Origin of the sequence: Vibrio sp. 10N.261.51.A4, assembly GCF_041471945.1 — a bacterium.
Taxonomy (GTDB): Bacteria; Pseudomonadota; Gammaproteobacteria; order Enterobacterales; family Vibrionaceae; genus Vibrio; species Vibrio crassostreae_C.
The window spans coordinates 12174-31197 of record NZ_JBFRPJ010000072.1; the positions used below are offsets into that span (position 1 = coordinate 12174).

The 19024-nt window shown below is 45.0% G+C and carries 14 protein-coding genes and 2 tRNA genes; 3 read left to right on the forward strand and 13 right to left on the reverse strand.

Annotation, left to right across the window (positions count from 1 at the left end; all coding sequences use genetic code 11):
- Positions 1-128: 128 nt before the first annotated feature.
- Positions 129-2630, reverse strand: a complete 2502-nt coding sequence (gene rnr / locus AB4384_RS16180) for a ribonuclease R (RefSeq protein WP_372129811.1) — start codon at positions 2628-2630, stop codon at positions 129-131.
- Positions 2631-2877: 247 nt separating this feature from the next.
- Between rnr and AB4384_RS16185 the strand changes: the two genes are divergently transcribed.
- Positions 2878-4287, forward strand: coding sequence for an amidohydrolase (locus AB4384_RS16185; RefSeq protein ID WP_372129812.1), 1410 nt, complete (start codon positions 2878-2880; stop codon positions 4285-4287).
- Between the two features lie 128 nt (positions 4288-4415).
- Here AB4384_RS16185 and motX read toward each other — a convergent pair whose 3' ends face one another.
- Together motX and AB4384_RS16195 are read right to left on the reverse strand one after the other, a co-directional pair.
- Positions 4416-5051 carry a flagellar protein MotX gene (gene motX, locus AB4384_RS16190; RefSeq protein WP_017063177.1) on the reverse strand — a complete coding sequence of 212 codons (636 nt, stop codon included), beginning with the start codon at positions 5049-5051 and terminating at the stop codon, positions 4416-4418.
- Positions 5052-5349: 298 nt separating this feature from the next.
- Positions 5350-6666 carry an adenylosuccinate synthase gene (locus AB4384_RS16195; RefSeq protein WP_010434108.1) on the reverse strand — a complete coding sequence of 439 codons (1317 nt, stop codon included), beginning with the start codon at positions 6664-6666 and terminating at the stop codon, positions 5350-5352.
- Positions 6667-6838: 172 nt separating this feature from the next.
- On the opposite strand from AB4384_RS16195, the gene AB4384_RS16200 reads away from it, so the two are divergent.
- Complete coding sequence (locus AB4384_RS16200; protein WP_010434105.1) at positions 6839-7027, forward strand: DUF2065 domain-containing protein; 189 nt, start codon at positions 6839-6841, stop codon at positions 7025-7027.
- 189 nt (positions 7028-7216) lie between these two features.
- On the opposite strand, the gene hflC is transcribed toward AB4384_RS16200, so the two are convergent.
- From hflC to tsaE, 8 genes are all read right to left on the reverse strand, one after another.
- Entirely contained in the window at positions 7217-8194 is a 978-nt protein-coding gene (gene hflC, locus AB4384_RS16205; RefSeq protein ID WP_017059930.1) for a protease modulator HflC, read from the reverse strand.
- Positions 8195-8196: 2 nt separating this feature from the next.
- Complete coding sequence (hflK, locus tag AB4384_RS16210; RefSeq protein ID WP_017067930.1) at positions 8197-9399, reverse strand: FtsH protease activity modulator HflK; 1203 nt, start codon at positions 9397-9399, stop codon at positions 8197-8199.
- Between the two features lie 27 nt (positions 9400-9426).
- Complete coding sequence (gene hflX, locus AB4384_RS16215) at positions 9427-10734, reverse strand: ribosome rescue GTPase HflX (protein ID WP_017059928.1); 1308 nt, start codon at positions 10732-10734, stop codon at positions 9427-9429.
- 44 nt (positions 10735-10778) lie between these two features.
- Complete coding sequence (gene hfq / locus AB4384_RS16220) at positions 10779-11042, reverse strand: RNA chaperone Hfq (RefSeq protein ID WP_017059927.1); 264 nt, start codon at positions 11040-11042, stop codon at positions 10779-10781.
- A gap of 192 nt (positions 11043-11234) precedes the next feature.
- Positions 11235-12167: a tRNA (adenosine(37)-N6)-dimethylallyltransferase MiaA gene (gene miaA, locus AB4384_RS16225; protein ID WP_017059926.1), complete on the reverse strand. Its 933-nt coding sequence runs from the start codon at positions 12165-12167 to the stop codon at positions 11235-11237.
- Positions 12168-12264: 97 nt separating this feature from the next.
- Positions 12265-14469 carry a DNA mismatch repair endonuclease MutL gene (mutL, locus tag AB4384_RS16230; protein WP_372104678.1) on the reverse strand — a complete coding sequence of 735 codons (2205 nt, stop codon included), beginning with the start codon at positions 14467-14469 and terminating at the stop codon, positions 12265-12267.
- Positions 14470-14571: 102 nt separating this feature from the next.
- Positions 14572-16287 (reverse strand): N-acetylmuramoyl-L-alanine amidase, encoded by a 1716-nt coding sequence (locus tag AB4384_RS16235; protein ID WP_372129813.1) that lies wholly within the window; start codon positions 16285-16287, stop codon positions 14572-14574.
- On the reverse strand, positions 16281-16745 hold the full coding sequence (gene tsaE / locus AB4384_RS16240) for a tRNA (adenosine(37)-N6)-threonylcarbamoyltransferase complex ATPase subunit type 1 TsaE (RefSeq protein ID WP_004735870.1): 465 nt from the start codon (positions 16743-16745) through the stop codon (positions 16281-16283). The genes AB4384_RS16235 and tsaE overlap by 7 nt, the downstream gene beginning before the upstream one ends.
- 240 nt (positions 16746-16985) lie before the next feature.
- Between tsaE and queG the strand changes: the two genes are divergently transcribed.
- Positions 16986-18164 carry a tRNA epoxyqueuosine(34) reductase QueG gene (gene queG, locus AB4384_RS16245; protein ID WP_017059922.1) on the forward strand — a complete coding sequence of 393 codons (1179 nt, stop codon included), beginning with the start codon at positions 16986-16988 and terminating at the stop codon, positions 18162-18164.
- Positions 18165-18796: 632 nt separating this feature from the next.
- Here queG and AB4384_RS16250 read toward each other — a convergent pair.
- Positions 18797-18872, reverse strand: a tRNA-Gly gene (locus AB4384_RS16250).
- A gap of 56 nt (positions 18873-18928) precedes the next feature.
- Positions 18929-19005: transfer RNA gene (locus AB4384_RS16255), tRNA-Met, on the reverse strand.
- Between the last annotated feature and the right edge of the window lie 19 nt (positions 19006-19024).

Sequence of the window (19024 nt, forward strand, 5' to 3'; positions counted from 1 at the left end):
CTGTGTTGTTCATTTCGAGAGTATGCGTCTTGTGCCTGATACTCTCGCATTAAAGTCATTCCACACTAAATCAGTAGGCGCTAAACCTGATTAGCAGAGCGCCTTATTAGCCTTAAGATTTATCAGTCTTAAGAGTTATCAGCCTTTGGCTTACGGCTTGCTGTACGCTTTTTCTTAGCGCGAGCTTTAGCAGCACCGGTTTTATTCGCTGGCTTTTTCTTCTTAGCAGGGCCTTCGCTGCTTCCGTCAGGTCGCTTAGTTGGCTCAACCATAGGCTTCGCTGATACACCTGGTTTATTACTCTTCACTGCTGAGCGCTTCTTGCTTTTCGCCTTTTTCATCGCTTCTGCTGCACGCTTCTTGGCTGTTTTGCCTTTGCCACGCGGCTGACGATCAGTGTCTTCTAAGTCAAAGTCGATTTGGCGAGTTTCTAAATTAACCGCAGAAACCTTCACTTTAACCGAATCACCCAAGCGGTAGATATTACCTGAGCTTTCACCCACTAGACGCTGACCAACAGCATCAAATTGGTAGTAATCATTCGCTAGCGCTGAGATGTGTACCAAGCCATCAATGTGCAGTTCAGTTAGACGAACAAAGAAGCCAAAACCAGTCACGTTGGCAATCACACCATCCATCACCTCACCGACATGGTCTTGCATGTATTCACACTTCAACCAGTCGTTTACTTCACGCGTTGCGTCATCAGCACGACGTTCAGTCATTGAACACTGCTCGCCGTAGAAGTCCATATCATCGAAAGTGTAGTGGTAACCACCAGTTGGCGTCCAACGTTCGCTGTTACGACCTTCTTCTTTCGCAATAAGGTACTTAATCGCACGGTGCAATAGCAAATCTGGGTAACGACGAATTGGCGAGGTAAAGTGAGCATAGCGTTTAAGAGCTAAACCAAAGTGACCCGCGTTATCCGCGTTGTATACCGCTTGCTTCATTGAGCGTAGCAGCATAGTTTGGATTAATTCACGATCTTCACGTTCATTAATCTGTTGCATCAGTTGTGCATAGTCTACTGGTGATGGCGACAGACCACCTTCCAGTGTTAAACCTAATTCACTTAAAAAGCTCTTGAAGCCCATTAAGCGCTCTTCGCCCGGAGTTTCGTGAACACGGTACAGAGCAGGCTCTTTCGCTTTCTCTACGTAAGATGCCGATGCGATGTTCGCCAGAATCATACACTCTTCGATGATCTTGTGTGCATCGTTACGAATTACCGGTTCAATACGGTCGATCTTACGATCCGCATTGAAGATAAACTTAGTTTCTACCGTTTCAAATTCAATCGCACCACGTTCGTCACGCGTTTTCTTAAGCACCTTATACATCTTATGAAGCTCTTCAAGATGTGGTACTTCAGGTTCGTAACGCTCACGTAATTCTTCATTGCCATCTAAGATCGCGCCTACTTTGTTATAAGTAAGACGAGCATGAGAATTCATTACCGCTTCGTAGTGCTTGTAGCCTGACAGTTTACCTTTGTCTGAGATAGTCATCTCACACACCATACATAAACGGTCTACCTGAGGGTTCAATGAACACAAACCATTTGAAAGCACTTCTGGCAGCATTGGCACGACTTGTGACGGGAAGTATACCGAGTTACCACGGTTAATCGCTTCTTTGTCTAGCGCTGTATCTGGGCGAACGTAGTAACTTACGTCAGCAATCGCTACCCATAGACGCCAGCCGCCGCCTTTCTTCGCTTCACAGTAAACCGCATCATCGAAGTCACGCGCATCTTCACCATCAATGGTAACCAATGGCAGTTTACGCAGGTCTACACGTCCTTCTTTTGCTTCTTCAGGAACATGTTCACCTAGGTTTTCGATTTGCTTATCTACCGCTTCAGGCCACTCTTGTGGGATCTGGTGAGTACGGATCGCAATCTGCGTTTCCATACCCGGCGCCATGTTTTCACCAAGAACTTCGGTTACTTTCCCCATCATGTTACGAGAACGACCACCGCGATCCGTAATTTCAATCACAACCACATTACCCATTCGAGCACCGCCTTTATGCTCAGTAGGGATCTGGATGTCGTGACTAATACGCGAATCATCAGCAACAACGTAAGAATGGCCGTACTCTAGGAAGAAGCGACCAACAAGTGGCGTTTTACGCTCTTCAAGCACACGAACCAAGCGACCTTCACGACGGCCACGCTTACTGTTGTCAGTAGGCTGAACCAATACGTAATCACCGTGCATGATGGTTTTCATCTGATGATGCGGCAGCACGATATCATTGTCTTTACCCACACTGCCGTCTGGGCGAACCCAACCATGACCGTCTTTATGACCAATCACATAGCCTTTGATCAGTTCCATCTTCTCAGGCAATGCGTAGCACTGACGACGAGTAAAGATAAGCTGTCCATCACGCTCCATTGCACGTAAACGACGACGCAGCCCTTCATATTGTTCCTCTCCAGCAAGACCCAAAGCTTCGAATAGATCGTTGCGGTTCATCGGAATATTCGCGTCTGTTAAAAACGAAATAATGAACTCTCGGCTTGGTACTGGGTTATCGTAATTTTTCGACTCTCGGTCGGCAAAAGGATCAACAGTGGTTGTCGCTGTCGTGTTTTCTGACGTTGGTGTGTTTTTTGACATAGGCGGGCCTGCTTAAGCAAGGAAGGTATATACCCCTAGTATATCTGATGCTAGGGGTAAGCTACAGATATGCTTTAGAAAACACTCAAATAACCTCAGATTGATACATATCTTCACTTTGTGAAACATCGCTTCATAGACGTGGATTATCATCAAAATTTCAAGCAAACGATAAAACAAACGTTTGCGCCATGAATGAAATACACTATTATCCACGCACTTTACCAACTCCTGTTCTGGGTATGATATGAAACTAAAACGCACTTTATTGGCTTCAGCTATGGCGAGCCTAGCGCTGTTCCCATTCGCAAGTTCGGCAATGGAAAAGGCTGACCTGATGATTACCGATGCGATGGTTCTAACCATGAACCAAGACAAAACGGTTTATGAAAGCGGTACTGTTGTCGTCAAAGACAACAAAATCATTGCGGTTGGAGATCCTTCACTAGAAAAGCAGTACCAAGCTAAGCAAGTGTTAGACGTTGATGGCGATATCGTTATGCCGGGTCTCATCAATACTCATACTCATGTATCAATGACAGTTTTCCGTTCGTTAGCCGATGATGTGCCAGATCGCCTGCACCGTTACATCTTTCCGCTAGAGAAGAAGCTAGTATCGCGAGACATGGTACGCATTGGTGCCAACCTAGGTAACGTTGAAATGGTGAAAGGCGGTGTGACCACTTACGCCGACATGTACTACTTCGAAGATGAAGTCGCAAAAACCGTCGATAAGATCGGTATGCGTGCCATCCTAGGTGAAACGGTGATTAAGTTCCCAGTCGCCGACGCTGCCAACGCAGAAGAAGGCATTAAGTACGCGTTGAACTTCATTGAAGAATACAAAGATCACCCACGCATCACACCAGCGTTTGCCCCGCATGCGCCTTACACCAACACCACAGAGATCCTTCAGAAAATATCTAAACTATCCCTAGAATTAGATGTTCCAGTAATGATTCACCTTGCAGAATCACACCGTGAAGAAGAGAAAATCGCAGAGCGTTCTGATGGATTGTCCCCGGTTCAATACATGGACAGCATTGGCGCACTCAACAAGAACTTGGTGGGTGCACACATGATCCTTGTTGACGATCATGATATCGAACTGGTGAAGAAATCGGATATGGGCGTGGCTCATAACATGAGTGCTAACATCAAGTCAGCAAAAGGCGTATCACCTGCGCTTAAGATGTATGACGAAAACGTGCGTATCGGTTTAGGTACCGATGGTCCAATGTCTGGTAACACACTGAGCACCATTGATGAATTCAACCAAGTCGCTAAGGTTCACAAGTTAGTTAACAAAGATCGTGCTGCGATGCCGCCGATCAAAGTGATCGACATGGCGACCATTGGCGCAGCAAAAGCGCTGCACATGGAAGATAAGATCGGCTCTCTTGAAGCAGGCAAACTGGCTGACATCATAGTGATCGATACTAAGGCGCCAAACATGGTTCCAGTCTACAACCCATACTCAGCACTGGTGTACTCAGCTAACTCAGGCAATGTTCGTCACTCCATCGTTGATGGCAAGATCATCATGCAAGATCGCGACATGCTAACGGTAGACGAAGATAAGATTCGTCAAGAAGCACTCGATTTCACTAAGGTTGTTCGTGAAACGGTGATTGAGTCTGGTGAGGTGGTTCAATAAACTCGCAATCGAATAGCATGACCTCCTAAACGTAAAAAGCCCCGCACTAACTAAATTAGGCGGGGCTTTTTAAGTCTTGTTTCCTGTAACAATGAGTGCAGGGATCATTACAGGTTTTTTGTTCGGTATTACCAGAACACGTCTCGACGCTTTGCTCGAGCAATAATATTGTCTGGCATTCTCTGTTCCAGACCGCTACGAAGCACAGTGATACGTCTGTGTTGTCTTTGGTCTGCGGTTACCGAGTTATACAACCAACGGTAAGCATCTTCATAATCCAATGGGCTACCGTAGTCACGTAACAAGAGTTCCGCTAAGTGAATGCTCGCACTTAAGTTACCCATAGAGGCCGCTTCACGTAGATACGGAATCGCACGCTCTTGATCTTGTTGTACCAAAGTACCACGAGAGTAATAACGACCTAACTGCTCTAATGCAGCGGGTAAACCTTGATGTGCCGCGTTCTCCATATAGTAAAGGCCAAGCTCTACATCTTGTGGAACACACACACCCCAAGCCAACATATCACCGTATAAAAACTCATAAGAAGGCAAGCTAATACGCGTTGCGCGAGCAACGATATCTTCAACTAACTGGCACTTATCAGCTTTCACTCGCTCTAGATGTTGATTATTTTCGATTAAATTAATCAGTTCAGCTTCTGTATATATTGGAACGGGCTCTCCCACATCAGCCAAATTAGCATGACTCAAGGGTGAGCTCAGCGCCATTATTAATGAAGCTGCCACAATTCGTAGCTTCATACCTGCACTCTATTATCTGTCGCTAAAGTTATCTATTGAGGAATGCAGAGGGTTTCTACACGCACAAAACAGGGTGAACTTCACTTTCCATGATATCTGTATCGGCAATAACCCCGACGGCTTTAGACAAAACTTGCCGCTAATGGGCAATATTTTGCCTGATGACGCTTAAAAGATCACCATCAAAGAGTGAACGGCTAAATTGCAGGTATTAAAAAGCCGACTTAATAAAGTCGGCTTTTAGAAAACTATTTTATTATCAAAGCACTGTTCGTGCCTGGTAATCACTCAGCAGGCATTATGCGCCGTATGGGTGAACCTTGATGATAGTTTCGTTACGATCTGGGCCAGTTGATACGATATCAATTGGAACGCCAGTTAGGTCTTCGATACGCTTGATGTAATCTAGAGCAGCTTGTGGAAGCGCGTCGATAGATTTAGCACCAAATGTGTTTTCAGACCAACCAGGCATTGTTTCGTAGATTGGCGTCGCTTCTTCGAATGACTCAGCAGCCATTGGAGAAACTTCTAGGATAGAACCATCTTTCATCTTGTAACCAGTACAGATTTTTAGTTCTTCTAGGCCATCTAGAACGTCTAGTTTAGTTAGACACATACCAGATAGAGAGTTGATTTGGATTGCACGACGCATCGCAACAGCATCGAACCAACCAGTACGACGTAGACGACCAGTTGTTGCGCCAAACTCGTGACCAACATCGCCTAGGTGTTTACCAACTGGGTCTTGCTTCTCAAGGCCATCGTATAGCTCAGTAGGGAATGGACCTGAACCAACACGAGTACAGTAAGCCTTAGTAATACCAAGGATGTAACCGATGTGACGAGGACCGAAACCAGAACCTGCAGCAACACCACCAGCAGTCGTGTTAGAAGACGTTACGTATGGGTAAGTACCGTGGTCGATATCTAGTAGCGTACCTTGAGCACCTTCGAACATGATCTTGTCGCCGCGCTTACGTGCTGCGTCTAGTTCGTCAGTTACGTCGATAACCATCGCAGTTAACATATCTGCGTAGCTCATCGCTTGCTCAAGAACTTCTTCGTAGCTTACTGTTTCAGCTTTGTAGAAGTGCTCTAGTTGGAAGTTGTGGAATTCCATCACTTCTTTTAGCTTCTCAGCAAATGCTTCTTTATCGAAAAGGTCGCCAACGCGTAGACCGCGACGAGCAACTTTATCTTCGTAAGCAGGACCGATACCACGACCCGTTGTACCGATAGCTTTAGCGCCACGAGCGATTTCACGCGCGTTGTCGATTGCAATGTGGTACGGAAGAATTAGAGGACAAGCTTCAGAGATGAAAAGACGTTCACGTACTGGAATACCGCGATCTTCAAGAGGCTTCATTTCTTTTAGAAGTGCGTCAGGCGATAATACTACACCGTTACCAATAACACATTTAACGTTATTACGTAGGATGCCTGATGGAATTAAGTGAAGAACGGTTTTTTCACCGTCAATTACAAGTGTGTGACCTGCATTGTGACCGCCTTGGTAGCGAACCACGTATTTTGCATCTTCAGTTAAAAGGTCAACGATTTTACCTTTACCTTCATCACCCCATTGGGTGCCTAGAACGACTACGTTATTTCCCATCTTTCCAATTTCTGTTGCTAATTAAAAATGGATTCTAGCACTGAATCACACTTCTTGCAGTCACTTTTTGTTCATAAACGTTAACGCTGTACAAAAATAAACCAGCCATAACTGGGGGCAGATGTGTAAAGATACTGATATCATTGCTTTTTTACAGACAAAAGGCAGAACCATGTCTCAATCAATTTGGCTCGCTATTGGGCTCGTACTTATTGTGGAAGGGCTCGGCCCCTTGATTGCACCCAATGGCTGGAGAAACATGGTCGCGCAACTGAGCGAGCAACCAGACACGCAACTGCGCCGCATTGGAGGCTGTCTTGTGGTGGCTGGAGCGGTTATCGCTTTCATGACCTACCGTTAGTTTCTATAAGTACTAATCTGTTTATAAGTACCACTCTGTTAAGCGCCTTCCCTCGCGCCCCAATAGTGAATCCACAAACATGTCTCCTCCTGAAAGAAGTCATAGAAAACAAAAAGGCTCCCACAATGGGAGCCTTTTAAGTTTTAACGTATTTTGCTTATTAAGCTAAGCATTCGCTAACGCATCAGCTTATTTTGCTGGAGCGCCGCTTGCTTGATTCATGTATTGGAAGAAGTCAGTCTTCGGATCCAGTACTAGAATGTCGCTCTTATCGCTAAATGATGTCTCATAAGCTTGCAATGAACGCATGAAGCCGTAGAACTCAGGATCTTTGCTGAACGCATCAGAGTAGATCTTCGCTGCTTCTGCATCCGCATCACCACGAGTGATTCGAGCTGTACGGTCAGCTTCAGCAAGAACTGTTGCCACTTCTAGCTCAGCTTGAGCACGGATAACTTCCGCTTTCTCACGACCTTGAGAACGGTGTCTACGAGCAACCGATTCACGTTCTGCACGCATACGGCGGTAGATAGATTCACTGATTTCGTCAGGAAGGTTAATCTTCTTCATACGAAAATCAACAACTTCAACACCTAAATCAGCCATCGCACTTTCTGCCGTTCCAGACAAAACGTTTTCCATGATCTTATCGCGTTCGCCATCAACTTCTAGTGCTTCTGCAGCCGCTACCGTTGTGACGACTTCGCTATCAGCAGAGTCTGGCAGGATGTCCTTGTTACGAGGGCCTGACACGATCTGCTTAATTTCACGAGAACCAATTTCAGAACGAAGAACATCTGTCACTTTACGCTCAAGAAGTGCTTCTGCCGTCATGATATTACCGCCACCGGTACTCAGATAGAAACGTCCAAAATCAGCAATACGCCATTTTGCGTAAGTATCAATTAGAACGTCTTTTTTCTCTGATGTTACGAAACGGTCAGAACGGCCATCCATCGTTTGAATACGAGCATCAAGTACTTTTACGCGATCAAACATCGGTAGTTTAAAGTGCAGACCTGGTTCATAGATTCGTGATACGCCGTTGTCATCGAGAACTCGACCAAAACGAATTACCATGCCACGCTCACCTTCTTGAATCACAAACACTGACATCAATAGAAGGGCAATCGTCACAACTAATACAGGGATCATTAATTTACGCATTATTAGTATCTCCCTTGGCGTGAACTGTCTGAACGAGTTTGAGTGCTAGGCTTTGGATCCGCTTGAGTTTCTAACTCAATTTGATCGTAAGTTGATGATGCTTTTGCAGGGCGAGAGCCCGACTGAGAACCACCTTGTGCGCCTAGCTTATCAATTGGTAGGTATAGCAAGTTACCGCTTGATTCAGAATCAATCAGGACTTTCGATGTGCTTGAGTACACTTTTTCCATTGTATCTAGGTACATACGGTTACGTGTTACTTCAGGAGCAGCTTGGTATTCAGGTAGCAGTTTCTCGAATTGAGCAACTTGACCTAGAGCACCATTAACTGTGCGCTCTGAGTAACCCACCGCTTCTTTCTTCAAACGCTCAGCACGACCTGTTGCTTTTGGAAGAATGTCATTTCGGTAAGCTTCAGCTTCACGCTCGAAACGCTCTTCATCCTCACGAGCCGCGATAGCATCATCAAATGCATCTTTCACTTGCTCAGGTGGACGTGCTGACTGGAAGTTCACATCAACAATCAGAATACCCATATCGTAGCTATCAATAATACGGTTCAACGTTTCTTGAGTGCTTTGACGAATCTGCTGACGACCACTTGTCAGGATACTATCCATTAGTGAGTCACCAATTACCGCACGAAGCGCGGAATCGGTTGCTTGACGTAAACTGTCGTCTGCATTCGTTACACGATACAAGTACTTGTATGGGTCAGAAACACGGTATTGAACACCCATTTCAACGGTCACAACGTTTTCATCTTTCGTTAGCATCGTGCCAGCAGCACGTAGAGAACGAATCGCTTGAACGTTTACTAGTTGCTCATCACTGATTTCATCGATGAAGCGTGGGTGCCAGTTAAGACCAGGTTCTTCTATACGGTCGAACTGACCCAGTCGAAGTACTACTGCTCTTTCTGCTTCGCCAACGGTGTAGAAACCAGCGAAGAACCAGATAGCAATAGCAATAACGGCAATGACACCAAAGCCAATTGCACCGCCACCACCAATAGATGGCCCGTTACCGTTGCCACCCTTTTTACCAAACTTGCCACCTAACTTTTGACTTAGTTTACTAAACACTTCGTCTAGATCTGGCGGTCCTTGATCTCGGCCGCCGCGATTATTTTTATTACCCCAAGGGTCATTATCGCGGCCGTTATTATCGCCGTTGTTGTTATTTCCAGGCTCATTCCACGCCATTAGAAAGCTCCATCATTTGATATGACGTTATACTGTAGCAGTCTCTTTGGTAACGATAAAGTCACCTAAGAGCGCCCCTTCTCTTTTTTCAAGTTTAGACCAATCTATTTGTTGCATTCGGATATCTATCAACAAGTTACCATTTTCATCATACTCTTCCTGCTGAATACATTTCATCTCGAAGAATAAGCTGCGAATGCGACCCTGATGTTGATGTGGAATACACAACCGGAATTGAACCATCTGGCTAGCTAAACGCTCAGTTAAAGCTTCAAACAGTAGCTCAATACCTTCTCCTTCCATTGCAGAAACCCAAACAGCGCGAGGTGCGCCCTCTTCGTCTCTTTCAATTCGAGGTTTTTGGTCTTCCATGCAGTCAATTTTGTTCATGACTACAAGGGTTGGCACTTCATGAGCATCGATTTCTTCTAATACTTCATGAACAGCCTGAATGTTCTCACGAAAGCGGTCATCACTGGCATCAACAACATGTAACAAAATGTCAGCTTCCTGCGTCTCTTGTAATGTTGCCTTGAACGCAGCGACCAAGTCGTGTGGTAGATGACGGATAAAACCTACGGTATCTGCGAGAATTGCAGGCCCGACATCTGCCAAATCAATCTTACGTAGTGTTGGGTCTAGGGTTGCAAACAGTTGGTCTGCCGCATAAACACCAGCACTTGTGATGCGATTGAAAAGTGTTGATTTCCCTGCGTTGGTATAACCAACCAAAGAAATTGTTGGGATTTCAGCTCGATTACGAGCACGTCGTCCTTGTTCACGCTGTTTAGCAACTTTCGCTAAACGACGTAGTATTGCCTTTATACGGTCACGCAACAAACGTCGATCGGTTTCCAGTTGAGTTTCACCTGGACCACGAAGACCAATACCACCTTTCTGCCTTTCAAGGTGAGTCCAACCACGAATCAATCGGGTAGAGATATGACGAAGCTGAGCGAGCTCAACTTGTAGCTTACCTTCATGAGTTCGCGCACGTTGTGCAAAAATATCTAAGATCAAACCCGTGCGATCAATCACACGACATTTACACAATTGCTCGAGGTTGCGCTCTTGGGCAGGAGAGAGGGAGTGGTTAAAAATCACAATTTCAGCACCGGTCAGCTGAACAGCTTGTGCGATTTCTAGGGCTTTACCTTCTCCAACGTAGTATTTAGGGAGTGGGGATTGTCGGCTACCAGTAATCACTTGTAGCGTTTCTACCCCCGCTGAGGAGACCAGCATTTCACATTCGCTTAGATCTTCCCATTCTCCCTCTTGCGTGAAGTTGATATGAACAAGTACGGCTCGCTCGCCGGATTCATAACGGTCAAACAAGCAACCAACTCCTTATTACAGCGCAAGCTGTACAAATTGAACGATTAATCTTCAGTCTTCTCTGGACGATCAGATGGCGTGCGTTGCTCGCCGCTGTGGTGACTAACTGCGCGAGCAGGTACCACAGTAGAAATCGCATGCTTGTAAACCATTTGGTTTACTGTGTTCTTCAATAAGATCACGAATTGATCGAAAGACTCGATCTGACCTTGCAGCTTAATGCCGTTAACAAGATAGATAGAGACTGGAATGCGCTCACGACGGAGTGCATTTAGGAATGGGTCTTGTAGCGATTGCCCCTTAGCCATTTTATTTTCCTTATTTGTATTTTGTTGTAATTATTTAGCTAGTGGTGCACAAAAAGGTGCGGCCTTTGCATCTGAGCTAAATGAATAAAAAAACTCCGTTGTTATTGAAAGGCTGTGATTTTTAAAAGCCTCAATAACGGATCCTTTCCAGAGTATATTCACGCAAAAGCGATCACATTATACACAGCAATACTAATCAGATGCTATTGCATCTGAAAGAGTTTCTAACGCTTGATCAATGTTTTCGCTATCTAACCAAGTTAAATCATCCCAACTGCGCAACCAGGTGATTTGTCGCTTGGCCAACTGACGGGTTGCACAGACACCACGGAAAACCGCTTCGTCTAAATCACAATTACCGTCTAAATAATCCCACATCTGCCTATAACCAACGCATCGGATCGATGGCAGTTCAGGGTGAAGATCTTCTCTCGCGTACAACGCCTTCATTTCATCTTCAAACCCAGCTTCTATCATCTTCTCGAAACGCAGCTCAATGCGGCGATGGAGTTCAGTCCTTTCCTTGGGAGCTATTGCAAATTGTTTTACACGAAATGGCAGGCTATCGCCTTTCGTTTGAGTTAGCTCTGTTAATGTTTTACCCGAAATTCGGTAAACTTCCAATGCCCTTGAAAGCCTTTGTGGATCATTTGGGTGTATTCTTTCAGCGGATACGGGATCTATCTCTCTTAATTGATCGTGCAATGCCTGCCAACCTTGTTCGATAGATTCCGCTTCAATCTGCTTACGAATCTCTTGATCCGCGGCTGGTAATGGCGATAAACCTTCCAACAATGCTTTGTAGTACAGCATTGTGCCACCAACAAGTAACGGGATTTTGCCTTCCGCTACAATCTTATTCATTTCATTGATCGCATCACGACGAAAATCTGCCGCAGAATACGCTTCGCTTGGATCCAAAATATCAATCAAGCGATGAGGCGCGAGCTCAAGCTCTTCCGCATCCGGTTTAGCGGTACCAATATCCATGTCTTTGTAGATCAATGCCGAATCGACGCTGATGATCTCTACAGGGTATTTCTGACGTAAGCGGATAGCTAAATCTGTTTTTCCTGACGCCGTTGGGCCCATTAAAAACAACGCTAAAGGTAATTTTTCAGTCATGATATTTTGTATTTGCTTCTCTGTTTTAGCGCTTTTTAGCAAAGGGCTTTGTGTCGCGACGTATTCAGCTAAAAAGACAAAGGTCGTCGCGAAAAAATTAAACCGTAAACGCGGCTATAGTCGCTGAAAAGTCGATAGGATTAACAAACTCTGGATCATCTAATGGAAGTAGACCATGCCAAAGTTGTTCTAGTTCCCCAACTAGTTGAACCGCTTCAGATAAAGTGTAGTCGCTTTTTACTTGTGCGGTTTGAATCCCGATCCAGTTAACCAAAGCTGACAACATGTCATTAGGTTGCTTCACTGCACCCTGGGCATTTATTGAAGCCGCGTAAGATAACAGATCTGGGATCAAAATTTGTAAGTTTTGCTGCCTTAAAGGAGAAGGCACGCCCATCACCATTACCGCCTCGCTGTTTCGCGCCTTAAGCTCAATCCCCAGTAATGCCAGAGTTTGACTCAGCGCCTTAGCAACTTCGACAAGTTCACTACCCAGCTTAATCGATAAAGGCACCAATAGTGGTTGGCTTTTTAACGCACCACCTCGAGTATCAAGCTGACCAACAACACGCAATAACTCAGCCTTAGCTAAGGAAACCAGCACACTGCCGTTCTTATTGCCCATTACCAGATACTGACGTTCCACAATCGAGACCGCTTTGCCCAAGTCCGTTACAGGTGCTCTTGGCTTTAAATGAACAGGATTCTGTTGAGCAGGCTTAGCTTCTTTATTTTCTTTATTTTCTAAGTTGTCTCTGGTTTCTACTGGTGCCACATGCTCTTGAGAAAGTGAAGGCTGTACAACTTGCTCATCAAAATCTGGCGTTTTCAGAAGCTCTGTATAGGCTTTCACTTCTCGCTTAGATGGCGCGGGTTCACCATGATGTTGGTGTGGCTCTTTCTCTTTTTTAGGTTCAGGTCGAGACTCAATCCACTCTTGGCGAGGAGAGCCTGTAAAGTTGCTTTCACTAGCAGACGAGCTTCGGCCAGCTAATGAACTTGGACTGGTTGATGAGCTTGGGCTAATTGATGAAACATAATGTCGCCCACCATCATTAACGCTGTGTTGAGGCTTATCAAAAGCGTGCTCTGATTCTGCTTTTCTCGGGTAGGCAGGCGTTTGCTCAATAGCGTGTCGCACCCTATCCGAAACTTGGGTTTGATCCGAACTGCTAGGCATTACGCTTTCTGGCTCAGCGAAACTTGCAACACCATCAACTGCAGAGCTCGTACTATCTTGCTGATGATGAATCACTTCTGACTGATGAAAAGCCGACTGATTGATTGGTGCAGCATCGATCTGCTTGCTCTGTGCTAAACCATCACTCAATGCTTGGTAAATAAAGTCATGCACAAGGCGCGCTTGATGAAAACGCACTTCATGTTTTGCAGGGTGGACATTCACGTCCACCTGATGTGGGTCGAGTTCAATGAACAACACATACGTCGCGAATTGGTCTGGACGCAGGCTGGTTTCGTAGCTTTGACGAATCGCATGATTGATCAGCTTGTCACGCATCATACGACCATTCACATAGCAGTATTGCAGGTCGCTTTGTTGTCTTGCTCCTTCTGGCGTGGTGATCCAGCCATGAAGTTTTAGGCCTTGATGCTCAAGTTCGATCTTAAGCATATGACGAACAAAAGGATTGCCACATACCGCAGCGATTCGCTTTTCTGCTTGAACTTGTGTTTTTGCAGCGCGGTACTGACGAATCATCTTGCCGTTATGACGAAGGTTGATCGTCACATCAAAACGACTCAATGCGATGCGTTTAAGCAACTCATCAATATGGGTGAATTCAGTTTTCTCGGTGCGTAAGAATTTGCGGCGTGCTGGCGTATTAAAGAACAGGTCCAACACCTCAACCGAAGTGCCAATAGGATGCGCCGCAGGCTGCAGTTTCACCTGCATATCACGGCCTTCACTGTGTGCTGCCCAAGCTTGATCTTGAGTGGCAGGGCGTGAAGTCATGGTCAAGCGCGCAACCGAGCTAATACTCGCCAGCGCTTCACCACGGAAACCGAGGCTGACGATCGCCTCTAGGTCATCAAGAGTGTGGATTTTGGAGGTAGCATGACGACTCAGTGCCAAGGCAAGCTCATCTTTTACGATGCCTTTACCATTGTCACGAACGCGGATCATCTTGGCGCCACCTTTCTCGATATCAATATCGATACGAGTGGCACCCGAATCCAAACTGTTCTCAACCAACTCTTTTACAACAGAAGCGGGTCTTTCTACCACCTCACCCGCTGCGATTTGGTTAGCTAACCGAGCTGGCAGTATTTTGATCGTCATATTTATAGCTACCTTACTGCCATTGATGGAAACGCTGCTACGTTTGCACTAGTTCTTATTTTTTATCATTGATATACCTGAAGCTGTTTAGCATTCCCAAGACTACTTGTGAGGAATAATCAACACTTGGCCGATAGCTAGACTGTCAGATCTTAGCTTATTCGCTTGGCGAATGCTGTTGACGCTCACGCCGTATTTCGAAGCTATCTTGCCAAGGTAATCACCTCTTGCAACTTTGTGTTTGCGCAGAGGAACATCTTTAACTTCAACCGTAATACGTAACTTTTGGCCTACTCTCACCGTCTCTGATTTCAAACGGTTCTCACGTTTAATATCAGCCACCGACACTTTATAGCGGCTGGCGATCTTACCTAGGTACTCTCCAGACTTAACCGTGTGAGTGATGGTCTTCGTTTTAACCGCACTGCTTGATGATGAAGTTGAAGCATTGCCTGGAATCTTAAGTACTTGACCAATTGCTAGGCTGCTCGATTTCAGATTGTTGAACTTCATCAACGTCTGTGTCGACGTACCATACTTGCTCGCAATCACAGACAAAGACTCACCACGAGAGACTTTATGTTGGCTCACGCTGCCCGTTGATGACGTTGCGTTAGACAAGATAATCCCTTCAGGCGGGTTAGCCTTCAAATACTTAACCACCGCTTTAGTCACTGCTCGTGCCAATTTATCTTGGTGCGAACGTTGGAAAAGAAGCTTCTCTTCCGTCGGATTCGAAATAAAACCTGTCTCTACCAGTACTGATGGGATCTGTGGTGAACGTAATACTGCTAAGCTGGTGTTAATCGGCTTGCTATTGTGCAGTTTCGCAACCTTACCCATTTCAGACAGAATTGCCGTTGCCAGTTTGTAGCCCTCTTTTTGAGAGTGGCTAAACTGCAAATCAAGCAGGGTTTGGTTTACGTTCTTATCATCAATATTGCTTGTGAACGCTGCACCGCTACCACCAAGCAATTCAGACTGTTTCTCTTTATTCTCAATCCAACGAGAGATCTCTGTATTTGCGCGTCGAGTGTTCAATACAAACACTGAACCACCTCTTGGTTGAGGCGTCGTAAAGGCGTCGGCGTGAATAGAGATCAACAGGTGAGCTTCATTCTCTCGAGCAATCGCAACACGTCGATTCAGGTTCACAAAGTAATCAGCATTACGAGTCATACGAGTTTTGATCCCCGGGACCGCATTCAGTTGAGCTGCTAACTTCTTAGAAATACTCAGAGTCGCGTCTTTTTCGTATTTACGCGTAGGACCAATCGAACCTGGGTCTTCACCACCGTGGCCAGGATCAATCACAATTAGAATATCTTTCTGGCGCTTAACCTGATTAATGTTCTTACTTACCGTTGGCTTACTCGGTGTCGATGTCGCTTTACTTGCCGCACCATGAGGTAAGTCGATCACCAAACGGTGTCCATACTGACCACCTGGGGTCGGGCTCAGTTTGAATAATTCTGCTTTAGACGACTTCTTTAACTCAAAAACCAAGCGATAGGTGTTTTTGTCTGGCGGTGAGCTCTTACGAATCTTAGATAGAACAGGGCTGTCTTTCACCTCGACCGGTAACTTAGTCGCAAGACTGGTATTTTTTAAATCAACCACTAAGCGACTCGGGCTACTCAGGGTGAAATAGCTAAAGTCCGCTTCTGATTTTAAGTCGATAACCACACGAGTTTCTTCTGGAGAAGGCCAAACCCTTAAACTTTTCAGTGAGTTTGCAGAAACAAGTGAAGAAAACAGTATAGAAAAAACAGCAGCCATCATGGCCACTGTTGAAATAAGGCGTTTAGAAATCAACATAACTCCAACTGACTAAGTAAGCGCTGTCCGTATTCACTATTAGCGGTTAAAGAAACAATACGGTGATCGTCTTGGTAACGAATATCAATATCCAAATCGGCTTCTGGTAGCATCCCATAACCTTTCTCAGGCCACTCAACCAAACAGATAGCATCCGGCGTAAAATAGTCACGAATTCCCATAAACTCTAACTCTTCAGGATCTGCTAGGCGATAAAGGTCAAAGTGGTACACCTGCCAATCTGCAAGTTGATAAGGTTCAACTAGAGTATACGTTGGGCTTTTTACATTTCCTTGATGGCCAAGTGCTTTTACAAAGCCACGACTAAAGGTCGTTTTGCCTGCGCCAAGATCACCATGCAGATAAATAGTCGTCTGCTGTGAGCAAAGATTAGAAAGCTCCGTTCCTAGTTGAATCGTTGCTTGTTCATCTTTCAAAGTAAATTGTTTCGTGCTCATGAATACGTTCTCTAAAAATCGATCGTTGACTATATAAAAATCAAAAGAACAAGAATAGTAAACCGTGATGCTTTTGGGAGACAAGCACTCAAGTGTAAGTTCTATGAAAAATACTGCTCAAAACGCGTCTGTTCTGGTCAACACCACTAAGATCCGTTAAGATCCGCCCCCATTTTTGCCGAACCTAATTTTAATTAGCCTTATCTCTAATTGTAAAACAGAGAAAATAAGAAATAAGCCATGAATCTAGACCATCTTGCTGAAAAAATTAAAATCTGGGGAAAAGAGCTGGGCTTTCAAAAAGTTGGCATCTGCGATGTTGATTTAAGTGAACACGAAGCCCCTCTTCAAGCATGGCTAGATGCAGGCAACCACGGCGAAATGGATTGGATGGCTCGACATGGGATGATGCGTGCACGTCCTGATGAACTTCACCCAGGCACAATTCGAGTGATCAGCGCTCGAATGAACTACCTACCACCAGAAGCTCAGTTCGCCTCTAACCTAAGCGATACCACTCAAGGCTACATCAGCCGCTATTCTTTAGGCCGCGACTATCACAAATTGTTCCGTAACCAGTTGAAAAAGCTAGGACAAAGAATTGAAAAAGAGGTCGAGGGTTTAGACTCACGCCCTTTCGTCGATTCAGCGCCCATTTTGGAAAGACCACTCGCTCAAAAAGCAGGGTTGGGCTGGACAGGTAAACACTCATTAATTCTTGATAAAGACGCTGGCTCTTGGTTCTTTCTAGGGGAGCTGTTAGTTAACATCCCTCTTCCCACGGATGAACCCAGTGTTGATGAGTGCGGCAAATGCACCGCATGTATCACTTCTTGCCCAACGGGTGCCATTATTGCTGATGGCGTGGTTGATGCGCGCAAATGTATTTCGTACTTAACCATTGAATATGATGGTGTGATCCCTGAAGAGTATAGAGATGCCATTGGTAACCGTATCTACGGTTGCGATGATTGTCAGTTAGTTTGCCCGTGGAATCGTCATGCCGAACTCACAGAGCAAACAGACTTTCACCGCAGAGAAGATTTCCAAGAAGCCGATCTGGTTTCACTTTCAAGTTGGGACGAAGCAACCTTCCTAAAGAAAATGGAAGGCTCAGCAATCAGACGTATCGGCCACACCCAGTGGTTACGCAATATCTTTGTTGCGATGGGCAATGCACCATTTCAACAACGCATTATTGAAACCCTGGAGTCTCATCAAGGCAAAAACGAAATGCTTGATGTGCATATTGAGTGGGCTTTGAATAAACAACTACAGCAGTTACCCAACGCTAGCAGTGTGCAAGAAGATAGCTCTACGCAGAAAAATAGCTGTGTGCAAAAAAGTAACAGCAAAATCTCCACCAAAAAGCACAGACTGATACGTATAGTAGAGAAAGGACTACCAAGAGACGCCTAGCCCTTTTGGTATCAACGATTGACAGCGACACCCACATCGATAGTCCAATATTTAAGATAACTCGTTGCACATAATTTTAGAACAATGTTTGACCTTGTTCTCAATTCTAACAATGTGGAAAAAATTCAGAACTCTCGTAAACTTCCGACACCCGAGCAAAGTTAAACACAGTACCGATAAATGATTAAGATCAAAAAACAACAAGTTAACGATCTTTTATTAAATCCAAGATAGGCATCCAACTTGATAAAAAACAACAAGTTACGATCGCTGTAATTCATCTAATATATTGAAAACAAGAAAGATCTTTTAGGGATAGGTAAAGAATTAAGACTGAAATAACTTTATCAACCAAGTTATCCACACCTAACATTTTGTGGATAAGTCTGTTTATAGATGTGAAAAACCTCAAGTATCTGCTTCAGAGACCTGATGTTTACTAGCATTCCAGTTGCTAAGAAAAATTTAAGACAAAAAAATATCCACCATGATGGAGGATTATTTGCTTTTTGGGGGGATTATGCTTCGCAGCATTAAAGAAAGAGCGTGACCTTTGTGGTCGCCTTTAAACTCTGTGATCTAAAGAAAAACACGGTGGTTTAAAGAGTCTTAATAGCTTTTTAGAAGAAAGCTGGAGCGATACATCGGGTTCGAACCGATGACCTCAACCTTGGCAAGGTTGCGCTCTACCAACTGAGCTAGTATCGCATTAGTTAATCGCTGCTCTTACTGCCTTGGGCAACAGATAGCGCTTAACTGTAATGTGGTTGCGGGAGCCGGATTTGAACCGACGACCTTCGGGTTATGAGCCCGACGAGCTACCAAACTGCTCCATCCCGCGTCCGGATGCATTGTTTAAG